This is a genomic window from Phaeocystidibacter marisrubri (assembly GCF_008933165.1).
Classification (GTDB): domain Bacteria; phylum Bacteroidota; class Bacteroidia; order Flavobacteriales; family Schleiferiaceae; genus Phaeocystidibacter; species Phaeocystidibacter marisrubri.
Genome location: NZ_WBVQ01000002.1, coordinates 673,870 through 698,768 on the forward strand (window position 1 = coordinate 673,870; position 24,899 = coordinate 698,768).

The window sequence follows — 24,899 nt, forward strand, 5'->3', positions numbered from 1 at the left end:
CGACTCACGGATTTATCCGATAAACCCTGACCTGTGGTCAGGGTTTTTTTATGCCTTATTCTCGCGTTCCAAAGGAGCATTTCAACACATCCCCCCTTTGGTCCACAAGTGTGTAAACCCCAGCATGAAATTCCATCATTTGCTCTTCCCCAGGCATCCAAACCTTATCTAACAACAACTTCCCGCTCAAATCGTAAAAGGAAGCACGCATGGGCTTCTCTCCATTCCAACGCACTTTTCTTCCTGTAACTTCAAAGGCTCCACGGTGGATTTGATTTTGATGAACTGAAACTCTGCTCGCATCCCATTTCAAATAAACCGCACCATTGCCATTCAGTAGAACGTTGGATTGATAAAGTGGGTAATCCATTCCATTCTTACTCCATTTGACGGACATTCCACGAGGTAGTTCTGCCGTAATTCCCACACTGTCTATTCCAGCTATCCCGGCGTTCCAAAGCAATTGGCAACTATCCGATGCAGACCACGGAAAAACACCCATCACACAGTCCATATCCTCTATCCTCCACCTGCACTCAGGCCTACTTGCATCATTCAATGGTTTACGAAGCATATCCTCGCCAAAGCGAAAGGACCTCGAAGAATTTCCGTCCCATCGCAAGAAAACCTCATCATACGACCCTGAAGAGAGGTACCATTTTATTCGAACAAAATAGTTCATCTTGTTAACGTCGGGATTCGCTGTTAGCACGGCATCTGACGAATCGATGGCGAGTAGTCCAGTAGATCCCGATGGACAATAAAGCCAGAACGACTGCCCTCGAGGAATGTATCGACCTCCTCCTTTTGTGTGACTCATTCCATTGGATGAAGCGTAATCTCCCAAATTGCTGTCCCACGTGTAATACGTTCCATCGGTACCTGACCAATCTATGCTCTGCCCGTCTAGAGGAGCAGTGGTGAAATTGGAAACCAAATTCCAACCTTCATCGCTATTGCTTGGATCGGTGTCGCTATCTACAGTAAGCGTATACGATTGCGTTCGGGGCATCAGTTCGCCCGTGATGTATTTGGACAGCGGAAGAGGACTGAACTGTCCATGATTATTGGTCCCCATGTAGGAAACTACACCTCCATGTTCGTGAAGCGAATCGCTTTCACTCAGCGCTACCCAAGACGCAGTAGCCGCATTCCAACCGTAAATGGAAGGGGATGAATGACCATTAAAATGAACGCGATTCATATCCGCTTCCCAATCTGCTCCGTTCGCTCTTACGGGAACGCCGAAATATCGAAAGCCCGCCGTACCCTCTATATAAAAATGCACCCGAACATCGCCACTCACCTTACCCTTCATAATCGCCATTCCCGAAGCGTCAGCCTCCAGATGAACCTGACTCATCACAGAAAGTGTGTTCCCTTCGGCTATGCGAAGCTTGCCATTGGGCACCACACGAAGTTGTCCCACGCTAACATCCGCTGAAACTAAAGCAATGGTAGAAGTGTCCTTCACCGTAACCAGTACTCCTGATCTCCAGGTATTCGGAGCGGCCGACCACCCCCCTGCTTCGAACGTAACTCCTCCTGCATCGCTGATTAATAGCGAATACTGCTGCGGACTGGCCACTGTTCCCTTATGGGAAACCCTCACCGTATACCAACCAGCGGAAAGCGAAGCGGAACTCACGTCCACACGCTCCACATTATCCACCGAGTTATTTCCTTGGGTGGCCGCAGACCCCGGTGAAGAAACATCCAACTTCCAAGCTGCACCTACCATACTTGGCCCAGAAGTATTCCAAAGCTTCATGTCCAAGTCATTCACTAGAATATGAGTGGTATCATCCAAGTCGGTCGAATCATACTCCAAAGTCGGTGTAATCCCAGCAGGATCCGTCCATGCCAATGTGGCTCGAAAATCCGTTGTACCATCTAAGTACACGCTGTACTCGTGGGTTTCTCCATTCGCTAACTCTCCTTCAATAAGTTGCTGACGATCATCTGAATTCTTCAGAAACGCTCCCGCCGAATGGGCATTGACTAAACCGTATCCAGAGCTCGCATTGGGACTCCCATTCGCGGTGGCTGCATCAGCAGTATGAATGAGCAGAGCTTTCACGGAAGAGGCTAGCATATATCGCCCGTGTAAATCGTGGTAATACTCTTGTAGCATGGCCGCTATCCCCGTTACCACAGGTGTGGAAAACGATGAATACGCAGTTCCTCCACTCAAATCACCCGGGGAAACTACATCTGGCTTTATTCGACCATCATCCGTTGGCCCCCATTGTGATTGGGAAGATGAATAATCGATATCTGTATACGTCGAATAGCCTCCCGAAATATTGGAAACAGCTCCTACAACCAAAGCGTTCTTGCTAGTCGCATCTGGCGATAATCCATCGTAGCCATCGGTGCCTCCATCCGCTTCAGGATAAGGTGAAGACCTCGTAACCAAATCCCACGAACTTCCATTCTTTGTATAGGATGAAAAGCTGCCTCCTGGCCCCACCACTCCTCTATCATTAAAAACAGATTTCACAATTAGATGATGCGGATGGGCGTACATGATCGAATCGTACTTGCGTGCCAAATACCCATAATACCCAAACTTGTAATCCTCCGTTTCTGAAATGTTGTTCACTCCAAACCAAAAGGTGTCTAGTTGCCATCCCGCATTGTCGTCATAACTGTGATTAGACAAGAGAAGATCGTATTCATCAATGGCATCTGCCAATTCAGCGATCATATTGGAATAGGGGAAATCTACGTCAAACACATAGAAAGTGGCATTGGGAACCACCCCAATCTCTGAAGCATTGGTTGCACCTTTGGAACCCATAATCTTGGCTACGGTAGTTGCATGGCCACTCGTGCCCGAAGTGTCCAGATTGGTAAAGTGGGCCAAATCCGAAAGACTGGAATTTACCTCAGCATTACTACCGCTAAAGGATTCCCACTGTCCAATGGCGATTCCATCCCCCTCCAGATTCACAGCCAACGAAGATCCAGCCTTAAGTGAATCAACACGAACGGTTTCACGCTGACTCACCGTTTTATTTTGAGCGGAAAGAGGTGAAAAAGAAATAACCAGTAGGAGAACTAGTAAGGTTAGTTTGGTCATGCACCGAAATTAAATAAAATCACCTAAAAGTGAACCCTTTACACACTCAGCTCAACCGAAGGACAAATGGTGACGTTTATCACGTAGACCCCACCATTCACCTACTATATTTGTAGAAGTCCAACCTTATGGACTAACACGAGCATGCGAAAATTAGCCGCATACATATTGACTCTCATATTCACGCTTCCCTCCCTTTTCAATCTGGGTGTAATGGTGGATTATGGCGTTCGCTATCAGTACTATGCTGAAGTGTTGTGTGAGAATAAAGACAAGCCAGCACTCCAGTGTAACGGTCAATGTCACTTGGTGTTGGCCTCCGAATCTACATCGGACTCATCGCCTCAAAAACTTGAAGTCCGCATGCCCGAGATTCAAATCATTTCTCCGGTTGCTGAATTCTCACTAGCTACACAATTCCAAGACACATTTGATCACTTTACGCCGTACGTTGAACACGCTACGGAATCTCGAATAACCTCGCCAAACAAACCGCCAGAAGTAAGTGAATGGTCCTAATCCAAACCACAACATTCACATATAAAATTACTTCTATGAAACGCTTTTCGCTTCTCGTAGCGGCATTGGCCGTTGCATTAACGCTGTCGTCTTGTAAAAAGGAAGACGTTAACAACAATGACGATAATTCATCTGGAACAGCTACCCTTGTAGTTGACTTCAATTACGTTTGGGCAATGTCTAGTCAGCCCTTCGAAATGAACCGTGCGCTCTACCATCCCATCAGTGGAGACTCGCTCACCTTTACCACTTTCAAGCACTACATCAGCAATGTAAAATTGGTAAAGAGCGACAACAGTACGTGGGATGCAACGGAGAGCTATCACCTCTTAGACCTTTCAAATGATGCTTCCACGGCAGTAACCTTCACAGATGTTCCAACAGGAGACTACACCGGCATTGAAATCACCTTTGGCGTAGACAGTCTCCGCAATGTGAGTGGGGCACAAACGGGTGCGTTAGACCCTGCAAACGGCATGTTCTGGAGCTGGAATTCTGGATACATCATGATCAAGGCAGAAGGCACAAGTCCTCAATCGGCATCAGGACCGTTTGGCTACCACATTGGCGGCTTTCAGGGGGCTAACAACGTAGTGGTTACACGCTCGTTTAACTTCCCAAATAGCGAGACATACGCTTTGGGCAAGGATGAAACAATGACCGTTGTGATGTTGGCGAATCCCGCTCGTTTATGGCACACTTACGGAAGTGTTTCCAACGGTGAAACCATCCATATGCCAGGAACAGAGGCTACACAAATGGCCGAAGACTTCAATGTCTGGACTCAATTAGATGAAGTATTTTAATACTTCCCCATGAGAATTCTACGAAGATATTTTTACGCACTCCTCATCGCGGTGGGGAGTGCTCTCTTTGCCTTCTCTTGCAGCTATGAAGAGCCCGTAGATCGATTCTCATTCTCGCCTCCATCTTCCTTTCCTCCATTCGCCTATAACAATTCTGACAACCCCATTACGGAAGCAGGTGTCCAATTGGGAAGAATGCTCTTTTATGAGAACGCTCTCAGCTTAGATAGCTCTATCAACTGCTCCAGCTGTCACATTCAATCCCATGCATTCTCTGATCCAGGAGAAACATTCAGTACAGGTGTGAACGGAAAGATAGGCAAGCGAAATGCCCCAGCTCTTTTCAATGTTGGATGGTCGCCTACATTTATGTGGGATGGAGGAATTGTTCACTTGGATGTAATGCCGCTTGCCCCCATCACAGATTCGCTCGAAATGAATCTGAATATGATGGTCGCCATTCATCGAATCCAAGCGAATAAGAGATATCGCATGGCTTTCCAACAAGCATTTGGTTCAGACACTGTGACGAGCCAAAGACTATTCTATGCCCTTTCACAGTTCATGATGACAATGGTGAGCAATCGCTCAAAATACGATGAACACCTCATCAGCCACACAGAACTTAACGGTTCCGAGGAAAGGGGCTACCAACTCTTTCAAACACATTGCTCTTCATGCCATGCTGAACCGTTGCTTTCCGACTTTAGCTATGCGAACAATGGTCTAGATTCTGTTTATTCCGATTTGGGAAGAGGTCGAATTACACTGAACCCGGCAGACAACGGAAAATTCAAGGTTCCCAGCTTGCGGAACATTGAACTCACTTACCCGTATATGCATGACGGTAGATTCAACACCTTGCAAGAGGTTGTGGAGCATTACAGTCATGGTGTTCAAACAACCAATGCCGACCCTAGATTGGAAGATCCGCTGAATTTATCGATAAAAGAAAAGGAAGACCTGTTGGCCTTCCTTTACACGTTGACGGATCACAAATTTATCCAAGACTCAAAGTTCAGTGCACCTTAAATCACTTCAACTTCTCATTGTTTTGATGACGGTCGTGATCTCTTTTCGTCTTCACATCCATCTTCTTGTCAAAAGCCTCTTGTAAATCCGTATCTGTCTGGTTCGCCAGGCACAAAAGCACGAAGAGCACATCAGAAAGTTCTTCACCAAGATCCTTGGCTTTATCGCTTTCCTTCTCGCTTTGTTCGCCGTATCGCCTGGCGATAATTCGCGCTACTTCGCCCACCTCTTCGGTGAGTTGAGCCATGTTGGTCAATTCGTTGAAATAGCGAACGCCGTGGTTCTGAATCCAAGCGTCTACTGTAGCTTGAAGAGATTCTAGTGGTTTCATTATTCTTTGTTCTTGCTGTCCATCCATATGGTAACAGGACCATCATTGATCAAGCTCACCTTCATATCAGCTCCAAATACACCCGACTTTACAGGTCGATCCGTATCGTGCCATAGGCGGTCTAAGAAATACTCGTACAAGGCCGTTGCTTTCTCAGGGCGAGCTGCTCGTATGTAACTGGGACGATTTCCCTTCTTGTAAGAGGCGTGCAGCGTGAACTGGCTCACCACCAGAAAATCTCCACCTACCTCAACAATGGATCGGTTCATTACCCCTTCCGAATCGGGATAAATCCGAAGCTTTGCCAGCTTAGAACAGAGCCAATTGGCATCTTCTTCGGTATCGTCCTCTTCAACTCCCAAAAGAATCAGCATACCCTTTTCGATGGAAGAGTGAACATTCCCATCAATGGTAACACTGGCCTCGTTTACGCGCTGAAGAAGAACTCGCATTATTCGCCTTCTTCTGTAGAAAGTTGTTCGATAAGAGATGCCTTTTTATTGGCCTCCTCTTCTGAATCGCCAGCTGCGTATGGAACTTCCCATTGACCGTACATTGGGTTCGGGAAAAGAATGTAACGCTCAAACATTTCGGTAGATAGCTGAGTGGTCAGATCCTTCCCGAAATCGGCTCTTCTCTCCACAAAATCCTCTCTGAAATCTCTAAGGTTATCGCCCAAATACAGAAGAACATTGTAGGTACTTTCTACGCGCTCTCTTCTAAATGACTTATCGGATTCATCGCCTACCTTCAAGTAAACGTGATCTTCATCGGCAAACGGAAATCCCAAATTCTTCAAGTTCGCCAGTGTAGGAATCAAAAGTTCCTCAGAGCGATTGCTGATGTAAAAAATCTCCACGCCTCTATTCTGGCAATGAAGGGCGAATTCCAGTGCGCCTGGCAATGCTTTAGCACTTGCTGAGTTCACCCACTCGTTCCAAGAACCTTCGGAATATCCCTCCCCTTCTACAATGCGTCGAAGTTGATATGGAGAGTTGTCGAGTACCGTTTCATCCAGGTCAACGATAATAGCGGTTGGTTTTCCATCCGCTGATTTCGTCACCGCCATATTAAGTCTCTCTGTGGCGTAATTGTACGTTTGAAGGAAGATATAATGTGCTTCCGCCGATGTATTGAACCACATGGTGGCGTCTACATTCTGTTGAGTGATTCGCGCCTTGAAATTGTCAGCCGACTCTTTAACGGTTTGCGGTTGAGTTTTACACGCAGCCAATGTGATAGCTGCCAATGCGATTACTGAATAACGCTTCAAAGTGTTATGCATAATTGTCTTGTCTGTAAGGATTGTCATCTTCATTTCCAGTCACCATCCAAAAGTAACTTTGATACCTGGTTGGCGCCAATTTACCATTATCTAGGGCTTCTTTCACCGCACATCCCGGTTCTTCTAGATGGAGGCAATTGTGAAACTTACATTCCCCTTTCAATTCAAAGATTTCAGGAAAGTAATCCCCTATTTCCTCCTTCTCCATATCGATTAGGCCAAACCCACGGATGCCCGGTGTGTCGATAATATCTCCGCCAATGGAAAGCGGAAACATCTCGGCAAATGTAGTGGTGTGCTGACCCTGACCGTGAGCATCGGATATGCGATTAGTTCGCAAATCCAAATCAGGTTCTACTCGGTTAATCAAGGTACTCTTCCCAACCCCAGAATGACCTGCAATCAAAGAAGTTTTCCCTTTCAAAAGCTCTTCGAAAGCATCAATATTAAAGCCTTCAATTGCGCTGGTCTCCAGAGTTTCATACCCCGCTCTACCGTACGCCGCTTCCATATAATCGAGCTCGGCCATTTGGTCTTCGTCGTAAATATCAACCTTATTGAAAACCATTACGGCAGGAACGTCATACGCCTCACAAGTGGCTAAAAAACGATCAATGAAACCGTAAAGAGTTTTGGGCTGAGCAACGGTTACCACTAGAATGGCCTGATCCAAATTCGCAGCAAGAATGTGCGTTTTCTTGGAGAGGTTAACCGACCTTCTCACGATGTAATTTCGGCGATCGTGAATCTCGGTAATCACCCCTCTTTCTTCTTCGGGCTCTACCTCAACCACATCACCTACGGCTACAGGATTCGTACTGCGAATACCCTGTATTCTAAACTTGCCTTTAATACGGCAATCCATGGTAGATCCGTCTTCAAAACGAACCACATACCAACTTCCCGTACTGCGAACTACTGTACCCGTCATATCGACAAAGATAGATAAAGGAGTACAGTCTGCCGACTGGAGTCTGGTGCCTGTTGTCTCTTGCCTAACCACCTTTTCCTATCTTAGCGCCAAACAACAAACACATGTCTATTCGCGTATCCAACGTAACCAAACTATACGGAGAACAAAAGGCCCTTAACAACGTGAGTTTTGAAGTGAACTCAGGTGAAGTTATCGGATTTTTGGGGCCCAATGGTGCCGGGAAATCTACGATGATGAAGATTATCACGGGGTACATCCCTCAAAGCGAGGGTGAAGTTGAAGTATGTGGGATTGATGTTCGTACCGACTCCCTTGAGGTTCGAAAAAAAGTGGGCTACTTGCCCGAGCATAATCCACTCTACACCGATATGTATGTGAGAGAGTATCTGTTGTTTGTAGCTGGTCTTCACAAGGCACCAAAATCTCGAGTGGATGAGATGATTGTAATAACTGGTCTCACTCCTGAACAGCACAAGAAAATAGGTCAGCTTTCTAAGGGATATCGCCAACGTGTGGGTCTTGCCCAAGCCATGATTCACGATCCGGAGGTACTCATCCTAGACGAACCAACTACAGGGTTAGACCCCAACCAATTGGTGGATATTCGCAAACTGATCCGAGAAATCGGAAAGGAGAAAACGGTGATGCTTTCTACCCACATCATGCAAGAGGTTGAAGCCGTTTGTGACCGCGTGATCATCATCAACAAAGGAGTGATTGCAGCAGATCAAAAGACTTCTGAAATGCAGAACGCTAGCGGTACGGTAATCCTCAACATTGAATTTGATGCCGAAGTGAGCCTCTCTGGTTTGAAGAAAATCGCTGGCGTTCGCCGCGTACAACATGTAGAAGGTGGTCAGTACTTGATCGAGTGCTCAGAAGCCAAAGATGTGAGAAGCGATGTGTTCAAGTTTGCCGTTCAGCAAAACCGCACCATCCTTCAAAGTCAGCAGCAAAAGGCGAAGTTAGAAGACATCTTCCGCACACTAACTGGCAACGCGGAATAACCTACTCTGCCCGGTCTTTTTCGATGGCTTCACGAATGAGTTCGTTCAGGTTTTCACCTCGTAGCCCTGTGGCAATTACGACACCTTCTGGATTGACCAATATCGTGGTTGGATAGCCGTTCACATTGAGCAATTCAGTGATGTTATTCTCATCTGAATTCAAGATGTTCGGCCAAGTAATGCCGTATTTCTCAATGGCATTTTGCAGGTTTTGAGGCACGTCGTAGGCTACACCGATCATATCTACGGTCGACTTATCCATCGCAGCATACGACATGACCAAATTAGGCAGGTCAATCACGCAACCGGCACACCAGCTGCCCCAAATGTCGATGTAGAGGTATTTCCCTTTGTAATCTTCGGTGTAAACGGAATCGCCCGTCAATACATTGACCCCGCCAAAAGACGGCAGGTAAAATCCAACCTTGGCCGACACGGGCTTTTCCCCTTCCACCAACTCTCGCAATTGAATGCGAGCAGGATGGTTGAGCACCTTCGAAAACTGAAGAATACGTCCTCCTACTCGGACAAAATCACCAACGTAAGCGTTCTCCTGATAGCCTAGATTTGGTGCTACAAACAAGCTCGCATAGGATACGAGGGAATTTCCAGCAATATTAGACCGAACGTAAACGGTGTCATCCTCAAACTTGAATTCACCGTAGCCATAAGTGGCATTGAGTAGTCCGAGTAAAGATGTATTAGGCCCGATTCTGGCCGAGTCTACGGTGAGCACAACGGTCAATGAGTCTTCATAAACCTGCCCCTCTTGCACGTACTCATAGCGGTAATCCAACTCCACATATTCCCTTTCTGCTTCTGGATTCAAATGTCGATTAGGAGCACATCCTTTGTGTATCTCATCATCCGAAAAATCCAAATTCGCATTGGCATCCAGAGCAAACTCAATACAACTGCCATCTAGGCGATAGGCGATGTACATCATGCTCGCCACATCTTTATCCACTACATCATCAAAGCGGAGGCTCTCATGACGCTGCTTCATAAACTCGAAAAGGGAGTCGTTGAACTCGCCCAACACGTGTTTTTGATACACATGCTGATTGAAGTCTAAAATCTGATGTGCAAAGAAAGTCTCTTCTTTTGTCCAGCCTTTAGGAAGCGCCTTAAACGCACGTTCATAGCGGAAATCCGTATCCTGTCGTTGCGGAAGTGCCACGCCCATTCCATCCGAAAAAGGAGCCTTCGACTTATGGAAAGTGACAGGAATTTCGTGATAAACCGTATCCGGTTGGGCCAGGGCAAAAACTGAGCTAATACTCAACAAGAAGAGAGCGTAGAACTTCATAACAAGCGGGTTAGATTCGCAATGATACGGTTATCAACGAAACTATTCCCTAAATCTTGCAACGAAAAGCTTTTACGAAGGGTTCTTACTTCTTTCGGAAGAAGATCTGAATAGGCACCCCGCTCAAGTCGTACAATTTGCGCATTTGATTCTCCACAAAGCGCTTGTAAGGCTCCTTGATGTACTGCGGCAAGTTCGCATAAAATGCAAACGTTGGCGCGTGGGTTGGAAGCATGGTAGCAAACTTGATCTTGATCTCCTTGCCCTTGGTCATTGGAGGAGGATTGTCCTTCAAAATGGGAACAATGGTATCATTCAACTTGCTTGTAGAAATCTTGGTGATTCTGCGCTTATAAACTTCCATTGCCTCTTCAACAGCCTTGAGTACACGCTGACGTGTAAGCGCAGATGTAAAGAAGATAGGAATATCCACGAATGGAGCACAACGCTTGCGAACCAATGCCTCAAAATCACGCATGGTATTGGTGTCCTTATTGATCAAGTCCCACTTGTTCACGAGAATCACCACACCCTTTCTGTTCTTTTGAATGAGGTTGAAGATGGCCAAATCCTGACTCTCAATTCCCAATGTTGCATCGAGAACGAGCATACATACATCGGCATTTTCAATGGTTCTTACCGAACGCATTACTGAGTAGAACTCTAGATCTTCATGTACCTTGGTTTTCTTTCGAACCCCTGCTGTATCGAGCAAAAGGAAGTCCATTCCGAATTTGGTGAAACGCGTGTTCACCGTATCGCGAGTGGTTCCAGAAATCTCTGTAACAATGTTGCGATCTTCTTCAAACATGGCGTTTACAAGAGAAGATTTCCCAACATTTGGTCGACCAACAATGGCCAATTTTGGAAGTTCTTCTTCCTCACCCAAATCTTGATCTGGAGGAAGTAGCTCCACGACTTTATCGAGAAGTTCACCGGTACCAGAACCGTTGATAGAACTAATTCCATAAGGCTCTCCCATACCCAATCGGTAGAAGTCGGCTGCCTCGGCAAAACGCTGTGGATTGTCCACTTTGTTTGCCACCAAAATCATGGGTTTTTTATATCGACGAAGGATGTCCGCAATTTCTTTATCGAAATCCGTCATTCCCGTTTCAACGTCAACAACAAAGAGAATCAAATTCGCCTCATCAATGGCCAAACGCACTTGGCGACGAATTTCGCCTTCAAAGATGTCATCTGAACCATCTACATAACCACCGGTGTCAATGATGGAAAACTCACGTCCCACCCAATCAACGCGACCGTAGTGACGATCACGAGTTACACCGGCTACACTATCGGTAATCGCATCTCTGCGTTGAACCAAACGGTTGAATAATGTAGACTTACCGACATTAGGTCGGCCAACAATGGCTACGATATTGGACATGAGTCTGAATTTGCGGCAAAGGTACGTGTTATTTTTGGTCATTAGACGTCTGACTCTGGACGCCAAGCAACGGCCGCAAATCTAGAGACCTTGGGCCGTAGATATTGAGGAGTAAGCCTGCAGGGTGGCTTCTGAAAACAAGTTCTAAAAATTGAGAATAATTCTTGCTCCTATCATAAGTGGCATCTTTACGCTAATGACATCAAATCCATAGCGCCCAACTCTCACCTGTGGAATAGTAGTTGAGTTCCATTAGGAGCCTAGAGCCCATCTCTGTGAGCTTAATACCCAAACTGCTTCAGCTTCCGTTGGTCATCTCGCCAGTCCTTGTTCACCTTTACGAAGGTTTCTAGGAAGACTTTCTTTTGGAAAAACTTTTCCATTTCAAGACGAGATTCACTGCCTACTTTTTTGAGCATGGCTCCTTTGTGACCAATGATAATCCCCTTCTGCGACTCACGAGCAACGAGAATTACCGCACGGATGCGAATGATATCCTCTTCCTCTTTGAACTCATCGATGTTGACTTCTACTGAGTAAGGAACCTCCTTTTTATAGTTCATGAGGATCTTCTCACGAATGATTTCAGAAGCAAAGAAACGCTCCGAACGATCGGTTAATTGATCCTTTGCGAAATACGGCGGTGATTCCGGCAAAAGCGCGATCATTCTAGAAAGGAGGTGATCGGTATTGAATTTTTTCAAGGCAGAAAGTGGAATGATCTCCGCGTTGGGAAACTCGCCTTTCCAATAAGCCACTTCCTCTTCTAGCTTGTCTTGATCTACGGTGTCAATCTTGTTTAACCCCAATAACAATGGAGTTTTGGTATTCTTGAGTTGATTGTAGAAATTCTCGTCTTTCAAGGCTCGTTCGCCCACTTCAACCAAGTAAAGGAAGACATCTGCATCTTCAAAAGCAGAAGAGACAAACTGCATCATTGACTCTTGCAAGGCATACGCCGGACGAATCACGCCGGGAGTATCTGAAAACACCACCTGATAATCCTCGCCATTCAAAATCCCGAAAATACGGTGACGAGTAGTTTGTGCTTTTGGAGTAATGATGGACAACCTTTCGCCCAACATGGCATTCATGGTAGTCGATTTACCCACATTGGGGTTACCGATAATATTAACGAAGCCTGCTTTGTGCGCCATGATTGAATATTTTGGCAAAGGTAGGGAATTGGCACGTTGGTCTTAGAATTTAGACTGCAGTCCGAAGTCGAAAGTCTATCCCCCAATTACGAGAGCCCGTGCACCTGCACTTCGAATCACGATAATGGAAACAAAAAAAGCCAGAGCGTTAACTCAGGCTTTTCTTAGTAGCGGGGGCAGGATCCAACTAAACTAATAGCCGCTCAAGAACGCGTTAATCAAGCCACTTCCAACAACCCTTACCATTTTGAGTTCATAAAAAACCAGTGATATGGAACTTGAACCAAGAACACTCTACAAAGAACACAGAGACAATATCGTTCATAACCCATAAAGGAGAAACTTTCTACAGATTTCATGAGCGATTTCAAATGATTGGACCTAACCAGTCAGACAAGAAAGATTCATATTTCTATGGGTTGTCAAGAGATGTACGTCATGCGAAGAAAATGGACGATAAAATCATTTTGCATTAATACCAAGCCTAACATGGGAGTAATCAACAGAATAAACTCAAAGAGAGATAACTAAAGATGGACAGAAGGAGTCCCCAAAAAAGCAGTGTAGAATGATAGACATTTAGGTTAGGTTGGTTGCAAATCTTGGCGATCTGCTTCTGAGTGTTTTCAACTTGAATCTACCTTCGATAGAAAACAATAGATTAAAAAGATTGGAAAATGCCCCCCGAAAGAAAAGACACTCCTCAAATCTACATTTTAGAACAATCAAATTATTAGTTCCGCGCAGTACGATATTGTTGATCTCTTAAATATCTACTAACGTTATTAAGAAACTGTTTTACATACCTCGACACATATACCTTGATGTCAATAAGCTGTTCGAAAGTATATGACCTACCACACTCAGAAAATGATATGTTACCGTGGGCCAAGCTGTTACGTTGTTGCTTGACAATATGAAGTTGGCTTCCATCACCAGCTGTATGATGTACCCTCTTTGGAAATCCATACAAATCACAGAACTCGTTGATCTTACGAGAATCTATATTCCCAGATATACCAGAAGAAGTGTACTCAAGATTGAAAACTTCATTCTCCAAGTTCCTCAGAGTTTCGACAATGATAGAGTTCGCCATATCCCGAAATTTATTGTGCTCTTCTTTTATCCAAATCAATCGAATCTCATCTATCACCTCTCTATATGTCAGTCTTTCGTTTGAAACATGGTCATGAACATGGGTTATTGCCAGCCTTACAGAAGATTCAACCAAATTGTAGATTAATAGAAAGCAATTAGCCTTGAGCACCTTTTGAAGAGTGGGGTCAGGAGTTTTATATTTATGAGTTTGCTTGTTAGGGAAATAGACCTGTGCATCATCCTCCAAGAATGCCTCAAGGTGCTTGAAATACACATCAATCTCATCCACCCTTTTCTCAAACTCTTGAATTACTGCATTCATTGAGAAAGCAGTTTATCTCTGACGTACTCGATTCTAGCAATAACGTTAGACTGAACATTGTGACTTCCGCCGGTAGTTAGTCCAACAAACTCATCATTTTCTATGAATGACATGTCAATCTGACTATTGATCAGATCCGGCTTCTCCCTTAAAGCCAAGTTGATTCCAACCGAAAGAGCCTCAAATCGAACACGAGGAGTTTTCTTAGAACCTTCCTTTTTGAGAAACCCATGATCAAGAAACTTGTCAACGAACTCAAGCATCCGTTCAAACTCACTTAACAACCTGTCTTTCTCCAGTTTTTTATTTGAATCATCTGTATAGTCATTGAGAAAGTCGTTTACACCACTTTTAAAGACTCTATATCTATCTGAAAAAGCAAAGAATCGAATGATGAGTTCTTCATCCTCACCTCGTGAAAGCATGGTTTCTGTAAATTCCGTATGCCGCTTGTAAAGAGGATGGGTAGCACACTTGTTCTTTACAAATTGTATAAACTTTCCGCCGAAAATGCCTTGTCGCTTCTCCATGTCCTTTAGAATCATGCTACCAGTGTTGATTCGTTCGAACATCATAAACCTAATCTCATCATCGCTTTTCTCCGAAAGGGATATCATTCGAATTGTTGAGTTCTTGAATCTTCTTTGTCTTGCAACAGTTAAGTCGTTAAAGCTAAACCCATTCAGCTTAGTCAAAACATCAAGATTCTTTATCACTAATCTGTTCTCTAAGAAGTTATTTATTGTCCTTAACCTTTGCGATCCGTCAACAACTTCTAATCTTCCATTATCAATGTCAGCCGTAAATATGTAGGGAATTGGAAGACCTAACAAAATTGACTCAATAAACTTGGCCTGTCTTTCTTGATCCCAAACAAATTTTCTCTGGTAGCTCGGTATAAAGATCTCGTTAGTGTCGTCTTGAAGTCCCGTTATGTACTTATGGTTTAGTAGTTCAAGTGTGAACTCTTTGACATCATAGTCAACGACCTTCTGTTTCTCAATAATTTGACCCTCAGCCGCTTCTCTGAATTTCTGATCCATAATAAAGATTTATAATTGCGCACAAGTGACTCATGATTCATTCGGCTATGCTTGATTGCATTTTAGATCGAGAATGAGTACGTCGTGTGAGTTATCAATCAATTTATCCAAAGTTCGACAAATTATCTATCATTAGTCATATCCGGTTGTATAAGCCCAACTTTAACTGTACTCATTATTTGTAGTGATCTAGAACATAAATCCTATAATCAAATACAAGAAGATTTTTACAGACGGAAGCATTAAGCATTTGCAAAAGTGCGAAGCGGAAATCTCTGATATATCTTGTTTGACATTCCGCAAAAATCTAGAAATTTTTCATGCTTTAACGCAAATAGCTTCATGGAGGTCAACTATTAATTAATCTGAATCTGTACTTCCATTAAAGTGACTTTTCTTCATCATAGAAATAAAAGAATGTACTAGATGCCAGCTTGTTAGCTTCACAGTTTTGTGATTCAATCGAGCATTGAATCAAGTCGAAACAAATTCTGAAGATTATAGCCCAAGTGGTGAAAAACGGCCATGCCGTGAAGCCTCTTCAATCGAAGCAAATCATAATGCCAGCAAACATTGCCCAAGTAATGTAGCAGCTAGTAACGACCTGAGGTAAGAACTACCACTGAAGAGATTTCTCAACTCAGTGGGGGTGGGCAACACTTGTCAAGCCCTTGCAATACAAAACCCATTCGGATAAATCCTGAGCTTCACATTGGACAATTCCGGTAGTAGCGCAGCGAAGGACCACGTGATTTTCGATGCCCTAGGAATGGTCGCGGAGCTCAAGGGAGGCACTTTGAATGACCTTGACGGTACTTTTGACCAAAGCTATGTAGTAGTGAAATCGTCTATTCAGACCATTCCGCTCATCTTGAAAGGATTCAACAAGATCCGAAGGGTTCACTTGGCTTTTTAAAGTACGTCTTCGTACTGCACTTTCCACAGGTGTAGGACCAGTAATTACTGTTAAAAACTCCAAGATCGAAGGAGACTTGAGCGTGACTTCATATGGGGCAAATACTGGACTATTTTCTACAAAGACCGTTCAGTAAACACAACCACTGGATTTAATTACAATGTAGGCGCTGATTTAACTATAAGCCCAAATTAAATCCTCATTCGTTGCTGTGACACCGGAACATTCGAGTCAGTAAAAATCATCGGCTTGGTAAAGCTCACCTACTATCCTTACATCAACGCATAGCGATTACAAGTATTTCAGAGAAAGGGATTTCAAAGAGAGCTAAGTGATTCTTGTTTCATGCTCTTTAATGGGTAATCGTGAATCAACACTTAGAGGATTTGATCGTGCGAAAAAGAATCAGGTGTGTGCTTTGTGGCGGAAGAACATTCCAGCATGAACTTGCTCAAGGGCGCAGTGGTAATTCCTCAAATTATTATAACCGTGAGAAGATTATCAAATCAAAGGCCTTAAATTATAAGGTCTCTTCATTATAAGATCTATATCTAATTTTCAAAGGCTTGATTAAAGCAGGATTTACCCGAATAGAGCTTCAGACCGAGGAAGCTGCTATCTAGCTCGTTCAAGCCTGTTTTGTGTGCAAGCGTCTGCTTGCAGAAAATCGGGAAACAGCCTAGATGAATGAGCTGCCTGAGAATTTCGTTATTTCAGCCATGCATTACGCCTAATTCAGATGAGGAATACACTTCGGATAGCCCTTATATATCCACCTTCAATTATTCTGTAGAATATGAATTGTACAAGCTCAATATTGCACCACGATTCATTCATAATGGAGCTAGTGCGCCTCGATTATTATGGACATCGAGTGGAATCCATCTGGATAGGTTCTTGCGAGCCTCAAGCCTCATGCATGACTATATTTACATCAAAATGGGGCATTTGTCACAAACAGATATGAAGCTTTGATGGATGAACTAATCGAGGCGAGGCAAGAATTTCAATTTAACCCGACGTCGTAGCGACCGCATCATCCATCACATTATGAAAGAGTCCGGCATGAAAAAAACACACAACCATGATACCCTATGCAGCTGCCCGTTCTGCCAGTTGGGTATTGTGGAATCGCAAGTCAAAGGAAATGAAACGACAAAGCATGCAAGTTTGATTCTATCAGTTCATTCAGCCAGTTTTGAGTACGCTGAGCGCTGCCGTAGTCATTGTAACTGCTACTTCTTTGTTTCGGATGAATACTGAATTAGAAGTACTCAAGTCCAATACGCCGGATGTGAAGACTCAAATTCAACAAATCAAAGAATAACCTGTAAAAAGTATTGAATTTGTTTCATTCAAGAGCCTGATCAACTATCGCTTCAACAGGCATCAAAATGGAATACAGTATTTAAAAGAGTAAAGGCGATTTATTCGCCTTATTTTATATATTGCACAGTGTAACCTTGTATAACCTTGTGTAAGGATATGAATGAATACCTCACCGTTAAAGAAGCCTCTGATTTTCTAGGTGTAAGCGCTGAAACTCTTCGCAGATGGGATAACTCTGGTCGTTTTGTCAGCAAGCGTCATCCCATGAATAACTATCGAGTGTATGCTCGGGAAGAGCTTGAATCTCTTGCGTCGACACTGACTAACCCCAATGTTGCCACCATTAAAATTGATTCACCTTTTTTTCAAACTGAGCTTGGCGAATTGTACAACGTTGATGCGATCCTATTTCTTAAATCGCTTGAGCCGCAATCTGTCGATCTGATATTCGCAGACCCTCCATACAATATTAAAAAGGCCCAATGGGACTCTTTCAAGTCGCAACGTGAATATGTTGAATGGAGTATGACTTGGATTAAAGAAGCTGCCAGGGTTCTTAGGCCCACAGGCTCTTTGTATATATGTGGATTTTCAGAAATACTTGCTGATGTGAAATGGGCTGCCTCCCACCTATTTGAAGGTTGTAAATGGCTCGTATGGTTCTACAGAAACAAGGCGAATTTATCAAATGACTGGGGACGATCGCACGAGAGCATTCTACACTTCAGAAAGTCTAAGAAGTTCACATTTAACGTCGACGAAGTCCGGATCCCGTATAATGACCACACATTAAAATACCCAAAGCGGGCCCAAGGTGAATCTTCCCAATATTCTAATGGAAAGAAGCACGAATGGGAGCCAAACCCCTTAGGCGCTAAACCAAAAGATGTACTCGAGATTCCGACTCTTTCAAATGGCACATGGGAACGTCATAGTCATGAAACTCAGAAACCGGTAGAACTACTAAGTCGTATTATTCGATCATCTTCAAATCCTGGCGACCTTGTGATCGATCCATTTGGTGGATCTGGAACTACTTACGCAGTGGCAGAAGCTTTTGACCGAAAATGGAAAGGCTCTGAACTCGAAAGCACCTATTGCGAACTAATTCAAGAGCGCTTATCTGACTTTCGACACTTGAATCGAATCAAAGACGGGACTGATGCTCGAAAAGCAGCCTCGAGAAGGAGGTCTCTCCGAAATGCCGAATGACGTCACTTGAGAAGCCTGAATAAGTCATCTAACAATAAATTGGAAACCTTTTTCATGTGTTGATTCCAAGGACGTCTCAGAGCGCTGGAAGGCGGATCCAAATAGTACACTCCTTCAAGTTGTGTGAGGAATTTAGAGTACACCATAAACTGCTTAGAAACAAGCGTATAGCTGACCTTGTTTACTCCTTTACGCTGCACATCATTGAGAAATATGCCTATCACCTTTACAGGATGTTCAACGAATCTCTCAAGCAGCATTTTATCAATGAACATTTTACCCATTCTATCTTTAGAAGAAGTTTTGATGGAGACCACCACTTCATCAGGGTGTATAGTACTATTCGTAGAACGAACTGAAGAAGCCGAAGATATAATCGCATCGTTCTCACAGCTATATTCTTCACTCTTCGATGCACCATAGGGAATTTTAAGTACCGTGTGGCTATTCGAAATCCTAACTTCATCAAATACACAACGCATCAATTCTTCAAATCGGTTGCCAACATGCTTCCGTGCAGCATTTGGGTTGATAAGCAAATCCATCCCAACCCCTAGCGATTGCTGAATTGTATATAAAGTTCTGTTAACCACTTTATGATCGTGAGCAGTAAATGTTCCAATTGTGCTTCGGTCTAATCTGTCTAGCGTGATTAGAAAATCTGAGAACAGAAGCTTGAACTCAGTCGGGTCTTGCTCAAATAGCGAGACATTCACAGGTCTAATGTAGGTCGTTGTATTTGTGACAACTTGTGTCCAAATTTCATAATTACCGTCGGCAATTCTACCGGATACGACATTGGGTAAATGTCCCAAGACTCGTACTGTTAGATCTGCAAAATCCTGCAAACTACCTTGCGGAGTCGTGAGCTGTTGATTGAGAGTGGGCATGGGTTGAGAATATTACTTCATATTTACTACAATTTATCCTTACAAGCGTTGGAATAGATAGATATTATAGGTCGTGTATCGTTTCGATACGTACCAATTCCCTACTGTTACGATAGTTATGTAAGCGGCTACTATCTTTTAGAATGCATCTTTTATTATTCCCCTGCCGCCTTTACAAGGAATAACGGAGAGCTTGTTGATTGTCAAGATCTGGGACGCTCTTCACGCACGCTTCAAAGGAGTTGTGGTAAGTTTCGGCTGAAGTATTTGGCATGCATAATATTGATTATCAATTTTTTACGATATTTCACCTCGTACCTCAACAACTTGTGTTTCGTAATACTCTATTCATTTTTACCATATTAATATTCTCTATAAAGCCTCGTAATCTTACGATAAGAAGTAGTAGAAATACGGTTGTTTACCCTGATATAAAATTCGATCTTATCGCGCAATTAATCAATTTCAATCATGCCATATTATAGATTAAACCATAACGCCCAAAACAATGGCGATCACGAAGTTCACACTACAACGTGTAATTGGGTTCCAACTTCTAACTTTGAAGATCTTGGGTTTCACTTAAACTGCCAGTCAGCAGTTCAACAAGCAAGGCTGCGATATCCAAGAGCAAAAATTGATGGGTGCAAGCACTGCTCATACCCATGTCACACGAACTAATATGAGTAAACTAGACACTGTTGCTGTTGAAGTTCATAAGGCAGGCGAAAACATCACTCTTGCTGAACTTCAAGATGTTTATTATGTTATCGATACGGGACAACTTGTTATTGGTTTAGGGGTTAGTTTATTGACCATCATAGCTCTTGCCGTAGGCGTTACAGCCTATCTGCATAACCACGTTGATAAGAAAATAAATTCAGCCAAACCTGATTGGGAAAAGGTGGACGATAAGCAAGACACTCAGATAACCTCACTTCGAAATGACCTAAATTCGCTCCGGAATGAGTTGTCTAAACATGAACAACTACTCAGCCCTCTCAGAAAAATGGTTGATGCTCAGACGGAGAAGATATTCCAAGCTATGGACAATGATTCTCATGAAAAGAAAAGTGATGGTAAATAGATCTGAACGTATGGACCCAAAGGAGTTTGCCTTAATACGGGGAAAGCTCGAAAGGAATCTTCCCGTCACTTCATCTGAAGTACGCCGCTATCTCTATGCATTGCAAGATCAAGGTGCGGAAGCCGAAAAAGAGATAAGTCGATTGATGATGATCAATAATGCCTCTAGCATTGACGAGCTGTCCGTCAAGCTTGCCAAACAGCCGTCAAATAACTGGGCCGAAGGGCTTATAACTATAGGTCTTGGAGCGCTACTTGCATGGGCAATCATGAAACTTCTGGACAAGGACTAGTCATAACCCCTGCGAGTAATTCAAAAGCTCAGGGATAGCATTCTGATCCTCCTTAGGTGTGTAACGATCAGTAACTGAGATGCCATAAGGCCGAGCTTGATCACGTATAACGATGGTCGTAACTCCTTGACGAAACATATTCGTTTTCCCGGTGTCTTTAAGGCTACAAAACTGGTAGTAACTAGGTAGGTCCAGTTCTCTTTTCATATGAGCCCTTAGGTCTGAGACTTACTTTGGCGACAACTCTTGGGGCCCAAGCTTACAATTTCGAAGTGAGAAAAGATAGTGGCCTGCAACTACTCCCTTCGTGTGTTTTCTTAAAGCCTTTGCCAAGTCATCTGGTACCATCACGACTTGATTTTTTCTATTCTTGGAATATTCCTCAGGAATGAAAAGCGTATGTAAGTCGAGGTTAAGATGCTTCACCTTTATGCTACAAAACTCCTTTCTTCGGACGAACGTGTAATATCTAGTCAGGCAAAGTGTCCGATAACCTGGATCTGCTCCAAATGCTTGAGTATATCAACTAGCACGGTTCGTGGAATAATCTTCCTTCTTTTAGTTGACTCAGGGAGTTTGGGTATGGCTTCGATCGGATCGGAAGGTAAATAGCGCTTCTACACCACCCACGTACAGATTCGATGGAAGAAGGACAACTAGTTATTTCTGGTGCGGGCCGAACGCCCACGCTCTTTCATGATGTGAACTAAAAACTGATCAATTATTGGAAGGTCAGTCGAATAGCCCTTTGACCAAGCCCTTTTAGTCCATACCATTTCTCAAAATTCTTTAGGTGTGAGGTTTAGGATCGGATAGTGTCCGCCCTAATACCTCCTTCCTCAGCAAGTTTCGCTTTCTCGCGCATAAACTCCTCGAAAGCCACTTTTAAAGGAACAAATGCTTAGTTCACTCTGGCTTTCAACAAAAGGATTCCAGCCTGCTGCCAATTTTATAGTCAAATCCTTGCAAAGCTTGATACCTTCTTGCCTTCGCTTCTCGAGATTTCGAATGCGGTTGAATTTGTAGCAGACCTCTCGGAGTTGTCCTGTTTCTGGATGGCGCGCTTCGAATGAGATGTACCACGTGGACTTGCCTTCGTGAAGTTGTTCCGGAGTGAAGTCCACCATGGGTGTGATGGGAGAATAGCGGTCTTTCATACCGATAAAAACTATCTACTCCTCGCAAAATTGTCTGGCTTAGTGCCGTTTAGAACAATAAAAAGCCCGAAAGGCCAGTGTTTACAGGCTTTTCGGGCTTTTCCTAGTAGCGGGGGCAGGACTCGAACCTACGACCTTCGGGTTATGAGCCCGACGAGCTACCAACTGCTCCACCCCGCGATATATGTTTGAGTGCTGTAATCAGCGTCTCTTCGTTGTTGGGAGTGCAAATGTAAGACAGGTTTTTAAACTGACAAGGGAATCATGTGAAGAATTTCAAATTATCTGAATACACACAGGAAGAAGGACCGCTCAGTCTTGCTAATGCTTCAAGAGTTCCAACGTTTTAGCGTATTCCACATGCTCTTCGGTGTGCTCCAACTTCCACTGAAGAGGAATCTGATAGTTCTGAAAGATCAATTTCCGATTGGCTTCGTTGGAATATGTTGGATATTCCATGGTCATTCGACTCCATTCGAATTGCTTTTCCCACAACTCGGCATTTCGCAAACGCACATGGTCTTCGCTTCCATTGAGCAAGTAAGTGAGTCCAACAGCGGAAAGTCTATCCTCAAACCCACTGTACCACTCATCAGATACGGTCATGGCAATGTGTACAGGGCGCCCCTTTGGAGGGTTGGCCAACAGATGCTGTACAACATTCGTCCAGTTCTCTCGGTATTCATCCACATCAATTTCATTCAACGCTAAAGGAGGAATCCCGAGAGAGTCGAAAACCATATCGCGATACGACTCCATCAGCAAGAAATCAATATTGATTACCCAAACATCTGACCTATACCCCTTCACATCTTGAAGCATCCATGCGGGATACGAATCGTTGTCGTGTTGAGTTAAGAGTATTCCATGGGGTTCAACGGAGGCGAGCACATCTTCCGCATACGCCAATAAACCGGGGTTCATCTCATCGGCTGCGTTCCAGTTGGCGTTCACCACCTTTCGCAAATCACCATCATCCGTACCTACCGCATACGTCACCATGGGGCCGTGTATGGGCGTGAAATCTGGATTGAGTTCGTAAGCCTTTAAGAGGTTCTCATTGGCATCCACTCCGCCCGTAGAACCACTCACAAAGTAGTAGATGAAACTGTTGGGGATAGCCCGCTCCATCAGTGGAACGATATCTCTACCCAGGCGCAATGCAGGAGATTCGAGAACAAAGTCCTCCTTCCAATCTGCCGTTCCTTGAGCATTTCTACAAGCGCGATAATAATGGTACCAAGCCATTTCAGACGTTGTATCCCTCTGCACCTCTTCCCACCAAAGTTCGGCTTGCTCCACATAGTAAGCATGTGGTCTCACCTCTTTGGCAAAAGATATCTGCGGTTCTGCTACGGACGTATCCGTCTCTTGGCAACTGGAAAGTACAAGGGCAAAAAGGAGGTAGCAAAGAGATCGCAAGGTTGATGATTTTAACCGAAATGTAGCACACCTTGGACTTAGAGAATTCATTTCATTACCACTTTATCCAGAATTTAACACGGGCAGATGTTTGGTGATTTTAAGTATATTTCAATCCCAAATTAAAACACTCTCATGAAAATCAGCTACTCTCTGCTCCTCGCCTTTGGCCTTTCCACAAGTTTGTTCGCTCAAAAAGAGAATCCCGTTGATGCCCTAATTTCAGAAGGCATTAATCTCCATGATGCGGGTGACTACGAAGGTGCCATAGAAAAGTATTCAGACGCACTTGAAATCGACGAAGACAATTCCAGCGCACTTTACGAAAGAGCCTTCTCTTACGCAGCCATAGGCAAATGTGATCAAGCTATCTCCGATTACAAAGCAATCCTTGAACAACAATCCTTGCTTAACCCGAAATTCTCTGCTCAAGTGTATCAAGGTTATGCCAACTGCCTAGACGACTTGGGAAAGTCCAATGAAGCCATTTCTGTCTTCCGAGAGGCCATTGATAACCATCCAGAAAACTTCCTTTTGCACTATAATCTAGGCATCACTCTACTTCGGATAAATCAATTAGAGGAAGCTGAAAATGAAATGATGTCCAGTTTGAACATAAACCCTGGCCATGCCAGTTCAAACTACTTCTTAGCAGTGTTGCTAGAGAACAGAAACGGCAGCATGACACGTTCGTTAACCTCTGAAGTATGGTTCTTATTGCTAGAGAACAGCGGCGAACGATCAGACAACACTTTTGACAGTTTTCTCCAGAGATGGCAACGGACTGTTAAAATTGAAGATGAAAAAACAAGCACCATCAGCTTGAGCATGTTTGGAAGCGACTCACCTCAGTCGGATGAAGCATTTACCTCCTCCGACCTTATGATTGGACTGTCAGCCTCGATGGATATTCGCAAGCCTTTGGATTCCCTATTGGGTGATAAAGCCAATCGCTTTGAAGACGATATGAGTGAAGAGTTTAAGAACTTCGTCGTGTACACTTACTCTTCTATGACGGCAGGCAAATACCTCTCTGAAAACGAACATCTTCCAGAGTATTACCAATTCGTCCTCCCACTTTTAAACGAATTAGCCGAGTCTGAACATTTTCCTGCTGCATGCTACCTCCTTGCCAATGGTAGAATGGAAGAAGCTACCTCTTGGGTGAAGAAGAATGAAGCTAAAATTCACAATATGGCTACTTGGGTTGGACAGGCTGCGGAAAAATACCTGAAAGCGGTTGGAACGAACTAGAAGTTAGGAATGAGATGCG

The 24,899-nt window shown here is 43.9% G+C and carries 23 protein-coding genes and 1 tRNA gene; 9 read left to right on the forward strand and 15 right to left on the reverse strand.

All coding sequences use genetic code 11. From position 1 onward, the window contains the following. Positions 1 to 55: 55 nt before the first annotated feature. The gene (locus tag F8C82_RS10375; protein ID WP_151693518.1) at positions 56 to 3,085 is read right to left on the reverse strand and encodes a S8 family serine peptidase; all 3,030 of its coding nucleotides are present in this window, start codon (positions 3,083 to 3,085) and stop codon (positions 56 to 58) included. A 144-nt stretch (positions 3,086 to 3,229) separates the two neighbouring features. Here F8C82_RS10375 and F8C82_RS10380 point away from each other — a divergent pair, with 144 nt between their 5' ends. From F8C82_RS10380 to F8C82_RS10390, 3 genes are read left to right on the forward strand one after another with little or no spacing between them, the layout of a single operon-like run. Beyond that, positions 3,230 to 3,604 carry a hypothetical protein gene (locus tag F8C82_RS10380; protein ID WP_151693519.1) on the forward strand — a complete coding sequence of 125 codons (375 nt, stop codon included), beginning with the start codon at positions 3,230 to 3,232 and terminating at the stop codon, positions 3,602 to 3,604. A gap of 35 nt (positions 3,605 to 3,639) precedes the next feature. Further along, positions 3,640 to 4,410, forward strand: a complete 771-nt coding sequence (locus tag F8C82_RS10385) for an MbnP family protein (protein ID WP_151693520.1) — start codon at positions 3,640 to 3,642, stop codon at positions 4,408 to 4,410. A gap of 9 nt (positions 4,411 to 4,419) precedes the next feature. Beyond that, positions 4,420 to 5,442: a cytochrome-c peroxidase gene (locus F8C82_RS10390; protein WP_151693521.1), complete on the forward strand. Its 1,023-nt coding sequence runs from the start codon at positions 4,420 to 4,422 to the stop codon at positions 5,440 to 5,442. Position 5,443: 1 nt separating this feature from the next. Here the strand turns inward: F8C82_RS10390 and F8C82_RS10395 are convergent, their stop codons facing one another. Genes F8C82_RS10395 through rsgA form a run of 4 tightly spaced genes read right to left on the reverse strand, consistent with a single transcriptional unit; the run spans position 5,444 to position 7,989 of the window. Beyond that, positions 5,444 to 5,773, reverse strand: coding sequence for a nucleotide pyrophosphohydrolase (locus tag F8C82_RS10395; protein WP_151693522.1), 330 nt, complete (start codon positions 5,771 to 5,773; stop codon positions 5,444 to 5,446). Then, entirely contained in the window at positions 5,773 to 6,225 is a 453-nt protein-coding gene (dtd, locus tag F8C82_RS10400) for a D-aminoacyl-tRNA deacylase (protein ID WP_151693523.1), read from the reverse strand. Before dtd ends, F8C82_RS10395 begins: the two co-directional genes overlap by 1 nt. After that, positions 6,225 to 7,058 carry a 5'-nucleotidase, lipoprotein e(P4) family gene (locus tag F8C82_RS10405; RefSeq protein ID WP_170266227.1) on the reverse strand — a complete coding sequence of 278 codons (834 nt, stop codon included), beginning with the start codon at positions 7,056 to 7,058 and terminating at the stop codon, positions 6,225 to 6,227. The genes dtd and F8C82_RS10405 overlap by 1 nt, the downstream gene beginning before the upstream one ends. Then, positions 7,051 to 7,989: a ribosome small subunit-dependent GTPase A gene (gene rsgA, locus F8C82_RS10410; RefSeq protein ID WP_151693525.1), complete on the reverse strand. Its 939-nt coding sequence runs from the start codon at positions 7,987 to 7,989 to the stop codon at positions 7,051 to 7,053. Before rsgA ends, F8C82_RS10405 begins: the two co-directional genes overlap by 8 nt. 104 nt (positions 7,990 to 8,093) lie before the next feature. On the opposite strand from rsgA, the gene gldA reads away from it, so the two are divergent. Further along, complete coding sequence (gene gldA / locus F8C82_RS10415; protein ID WP_151693526.1) at positions 8,094 to 8,999, forward strand: gliding motility-associated ABC transporter ATP-binding subunit GldA; 906 nt, start codon at positions 8,094 to 8,096, stop codon at positions 8,997 to 8,999. 1 nt (position 9,000) lies between these two features. On the opposite strand, the gene F8C82_RS10420 is transcribed toward gldA, so the two are convergent. The 5 genes from F8C82_RS10420 to F8C82_RS10440 form a co-directional block, all read right to left on the reverse strand. Then, a complete protein-coding gene (locus F8C82_RS10420; protein WP_151693527.1) occupies positions 9,001 to 10,308 on the reverse strand; it encodes a TlpA family protein disulfide reductase in 1,308 nt (435 codons plus the stop codon). A gap of 85 nt (positions 10,309 to 10,393) precedes the next feature. Then, complete coding sequence (gene der, locus F8C82_RS10425) at positions 10,394 to 11,701, reverse strand: ribosome biogenesis GTPase Der (RefSeq protein WP_151693528.1); 1,308 nt, start codon at positions 11,699 to 11,701, stop codon at positions 10,394 to 10,396. Between the two features lie 281 nt (positions 11,702 to 11,982). Then, positions 11,983 to 12,858, reverse strand: coding sequence for a GTPase Era (era, locus tag F8C82_RS10430; protein ID WP_151693529.1), 876 nt, complete (start codon positions 12,856 to 12,858; stop codon positions 11,983 to 11,985). 733 nt (positions 12,859 to 13,591) lie between these two features. Then, complete coding sequence (locus tag F8C82_RS10435) at positions 13,592 to 14,278, reverse strand: MAE_28990/MAE_18760 family HEPN-like nuclease (protein ID WP_151693530.1); 687 nt, start codon at positions 14,276 to 14,278, stop codon at positions 13,592 to 13,594. Beyond that, positions 14,275 to 15,321, reverse strand: a complete 1,047-nt coding sequence (locus F8C82_RS10440; RefSeq protein ID WP_151693531.1) for a DUF262 domain-containing protein — start codon at positions 15,319 to 15,321, stop codon at positions 14,275 to 14,277. Before F8C82_RS10440 ends, F8C82_RS10435 begins: the two co-directional genes overlap by 4 nt. Positions 15,322 to 16,033: 712 nt before the next feature. Here F8C82_RS10440 and F8C82_RS14750 point away from each other — a divergent pair. Then, on the forward strand, positions 16,034 to 16,237 hold the full coding sequence (locus F8C82_RS14750) for a hypothetical protein (protein ID WP_170266228.1): 204 nt from the start codon (positions 16,034 to 16,036) through the stop codon (positions 16,235 to 16,237). A 1,485-nt stretch (positions 16,238 to 17,722) separates the two neighbouring features. Beyond that, positions 17,723 to 18,778, forward strand: coding sequence for a DNA methyltransferase (locus tag F8C82_RS10445; protein ID WP_151693532.1), 1,056 nt, complete (start codon positions 17,723 to 17,725; stop codon positions 18,776 to 18,778). A gap of 2 nt (positions 18,779 to 18,780) precedes the next feature. On the opposite strand, the gene F8C82_RS10450 is transcribed toward F8C82_RS10445, so the two are convergent. Continuing rightward, complete coding sequence (locus F8C82_RS10450; RefSeq protein ID WP_151693533.1) at positions 18,781 to 19,668, reverse strand: hypothetical protein; 888 nt, start codon at positions 19,666 to 19,668, stop codon at positions 18,781 to 18,783. A gap of 682 nt (positions 19,669 to 20,350) precedes the next feature. Here F8C82_RS10450 and F8C82_RS10460 point away from each other — a divergent pair. Next, positions 20,351 to 20,755, forward strand: a complete 405-nt coding sequence (locus F8C82_RS10460; RefSeq protein ID WP_151693535.1) for a hypothetical protein — start codon at positions 20,351 to 20,353, stop codon at positions 20,753 to 20,755. Further along, positions 20,730 to 21,047: a hypothetical protein gene (locus F8C82_RS10465; RefSeq protein WP_151693536.1), complete on the forward strand. Its 318-nt coding sequence runs from the start codon at positions 20,730 to 20,732 to the stop codon at positions 21,045 to 21,047. Before F8C82_RS10460 ends, F8C82_RS10465 begins: the two co-directional genes overlap by 26 nt. A 228-nt stretch (positions 21,048 to 21,275) precedes the next feature. Here the strand turns inward: F8C82_RS10465 and F8C82_RS15000 are convergent, their stop codons facing one another. The 4 genes from F8C82_RS15000 to F8C82_RS10485 all read right to left on the reverse strand — a co-directional run bounded on the left by F8C82_RS15000 (position 21,276) and on the right by F8C82_RS10485 (position 23,626). Further along, positions 21,276 to 21,524, reverse strand: coding sequence for a tyrosine-type recombinase/integrase (locus tag F8C82_RS15000; RefSeq protein ID WP_151694080.1), 249 nt, complete (start codon positions 21,522 to 21,524; stop codon positions 21,276 to 21,278). Between the two features lie 362 nt (positions 21,525 to 21,886). After that, entirely contained in the window at positions 21,887 to 22,204 is a 318-nt protein-coding gene (locus F8C82_RS10475) for a hypothetical protein (protein WP_151693537.1), read from the reverse strand. Positions 22,205 to 22,311: 107 nt separating this feature from the next. Then, positions 22,312 to 22,384: transfer RNA gene (locus F8C82_RS10480), tRNA-Met, on the reverse strand. Between the two features lie 141 nt (positions 22,385 to 22,525). Beyond that, a complete protein-coding gene (locus tag F8C82_RS10485) occupies positions 22,526 to 23,626 on the reverse strand; it encodes a hypothetical protein (RefSeq protein ID WP_151693538.1) in 1,101 nt (366 codons plus the stop codon). A gap of 135 nt (positions 23,627 to 23,761) precedes the next feature. Between F8C82_RS10485 and F8C82_RS10490 the strand changes: the two genes are divergently transcribed. Continuing rightward, complete coding sequence (locus tag F8C82_RS10490) at positions 23,762 to 24,880, forward strand: tetratricopeptide repeat protein (protein ID WP_151693539.1); 1,119 nt, start codon at positions 23,762 to 23,764, stop codon at positions 24,878 to 24,880. Positions 24,881 to 24,899: the final 19 nt, after the last annotated feature.

What these genes read in the sequence shown, in the direction of transcription:
- F8C82_RS10375 (WP_151693518.1), bottom strand. Translation starts at nt 3,085, where the DNA reads ATGACCAAACTAACCTTACTAGTTCTCCTACTGGTTATTTCTTTTTCA.
- F8C82_RS10380 (WP_151693519.1), top strand. Translation starts at nt 3,230, where the DNA reads ATGCGAAAATTAGCCGCATACATATTGACTCTCATATTCACGCTTCCC.
- F8C82_RS10385 (WP_151693520.1), top strand. Translation starts at nt 3,640, where the DNA reads ATGAAACGCTTTTCGCTTCTCGTAGCGGCATTGGCCGTTGCATTAACG.
- F8C82_RS10390 (WP_151693521.1), top strand. Translation starts at nt 4,420, where the DNA reads ATGAGAATTCTACGAAGATATTTTTACGCACTCCTCATCGCGGTGGGG.
- F8C82_RS10395 (WP_151693522.1), bottom strand. Translation starts at nt 5,773, where the DNA reads ATGAAACCACTAGAATCTCTTCAAGCTACAGTAGACGCTTGGATTCAG.
- dtd (WP_151693523.1), bottom strand. Translation starts at nt 6,225, where the DNA reads ATGCGAGTTCTTCTTCAGCGCGTAAACGAGGCCAGTGTTACCATTGAT.
- F8C82_RS10405 (WP_170266227.1), bottom strand. Translation starts at nt 7,058, where the DNA reads ATGCATAACACTTTGAAGCGTTATTCAGTAATCGCATTGGCAGCTATC.
- rsgA (WP_151693525.1), bottom strand. Translation starts at nt 7,989, where the DNA reads ATGACGGGTACAGTAGTTCGCAGTACGGGAAGTTGGTATGTGGTTCGT.
- gldA (WP_151693526.1), top strand. Translation starts at nt 8,094, where the DNA reads ATGTCTATTCGCGTATCCAACGTAACCAAACTATACGGAGAACAAAAG.
- F8C82_RS10420 (WP_151693527.1), bottom strand. Translation starts at nt 10,308, where the DNA reads ATGAAGTTCTACGCTCTCTTCTTGTTGAGTATTAGCTCAGTTTTTGCC.
- der (WP_151693528.1), bottom strand. Translation starts at nt 11,701, where the DNA reads ATGTCCAATATCGTAGCCATTGTTGGCCGACCTAATGTCGGTAAGTCT.
- era (WP_151693529.1), bottom strand. Translation starts at nt 12,858, where the DNA reads ATGGCGCACAAAGCAGGCTTCGTTAATATTATCGGTAACCCCAATGTG.
- F8C82_RS10435 (WP_151693530.1), bottom strand. Translation starts at nt 14,278, where the DNA reads ATGAATGCAGTAATTCAAGAGTTTGAGAAAAGGGTGGATGAGATTGAT.
- F8C82_RS10440 (WP_151693531.1), bottom strand. Translation starts at nt 15,321, where the DNA reads ATGGATCAGAAATTCAGAGAAGCGGCTGAGGGTCAAATTATTGAGAAA.
- F8C82_RS10445 (WP_151693532.1), top strand. Translation starts at nt 17,723, where the DNA reads ATGAATGAATACCTCACCGTTAAAGAAGCCTCTGATTTTCTAGGTGTA.
- F8C82_RS10450 (WP_151693533.1), bottom strand. Translation starts at nt 19,668, where the DNA reads ATGCCCACTCTCAATCAACAGCTCACGACTCCGCAAGGTAGTTTGCAG.
- F8C82_RS10460 (WP_151693535.1), top strand. Translation starts at nt 20,351, where the DNA reads ATGAGTAAACTAGACACTGTTGCTGTTGAAGTTCATAAGGCAGGCGAA.
- F8C82_RS10465 (WP_151693536.1), top strand. Translation starts at nt 20,730, where the DNA reads ATGAAAAGAAAAGTGATGGTAAATAGATCTGAACGTATGGACCCAAAG.
- F8C82_RS10475 (WP_151693537.1), bottom strand. Translation starts at nt 22,204, where the DNA reads ATGAAAGACCGCTATTCTCCCATCACACCCATGGTGGACTTCACTCCG.
- F8C82_RS10490 (WP_151693539.1), top strand. Translation starts at nt 23,762, where the DNA reads ATGAAAATCAGCTACTCTCTGCTCCTCGCCTTTGGCCTTTCCACAAGT.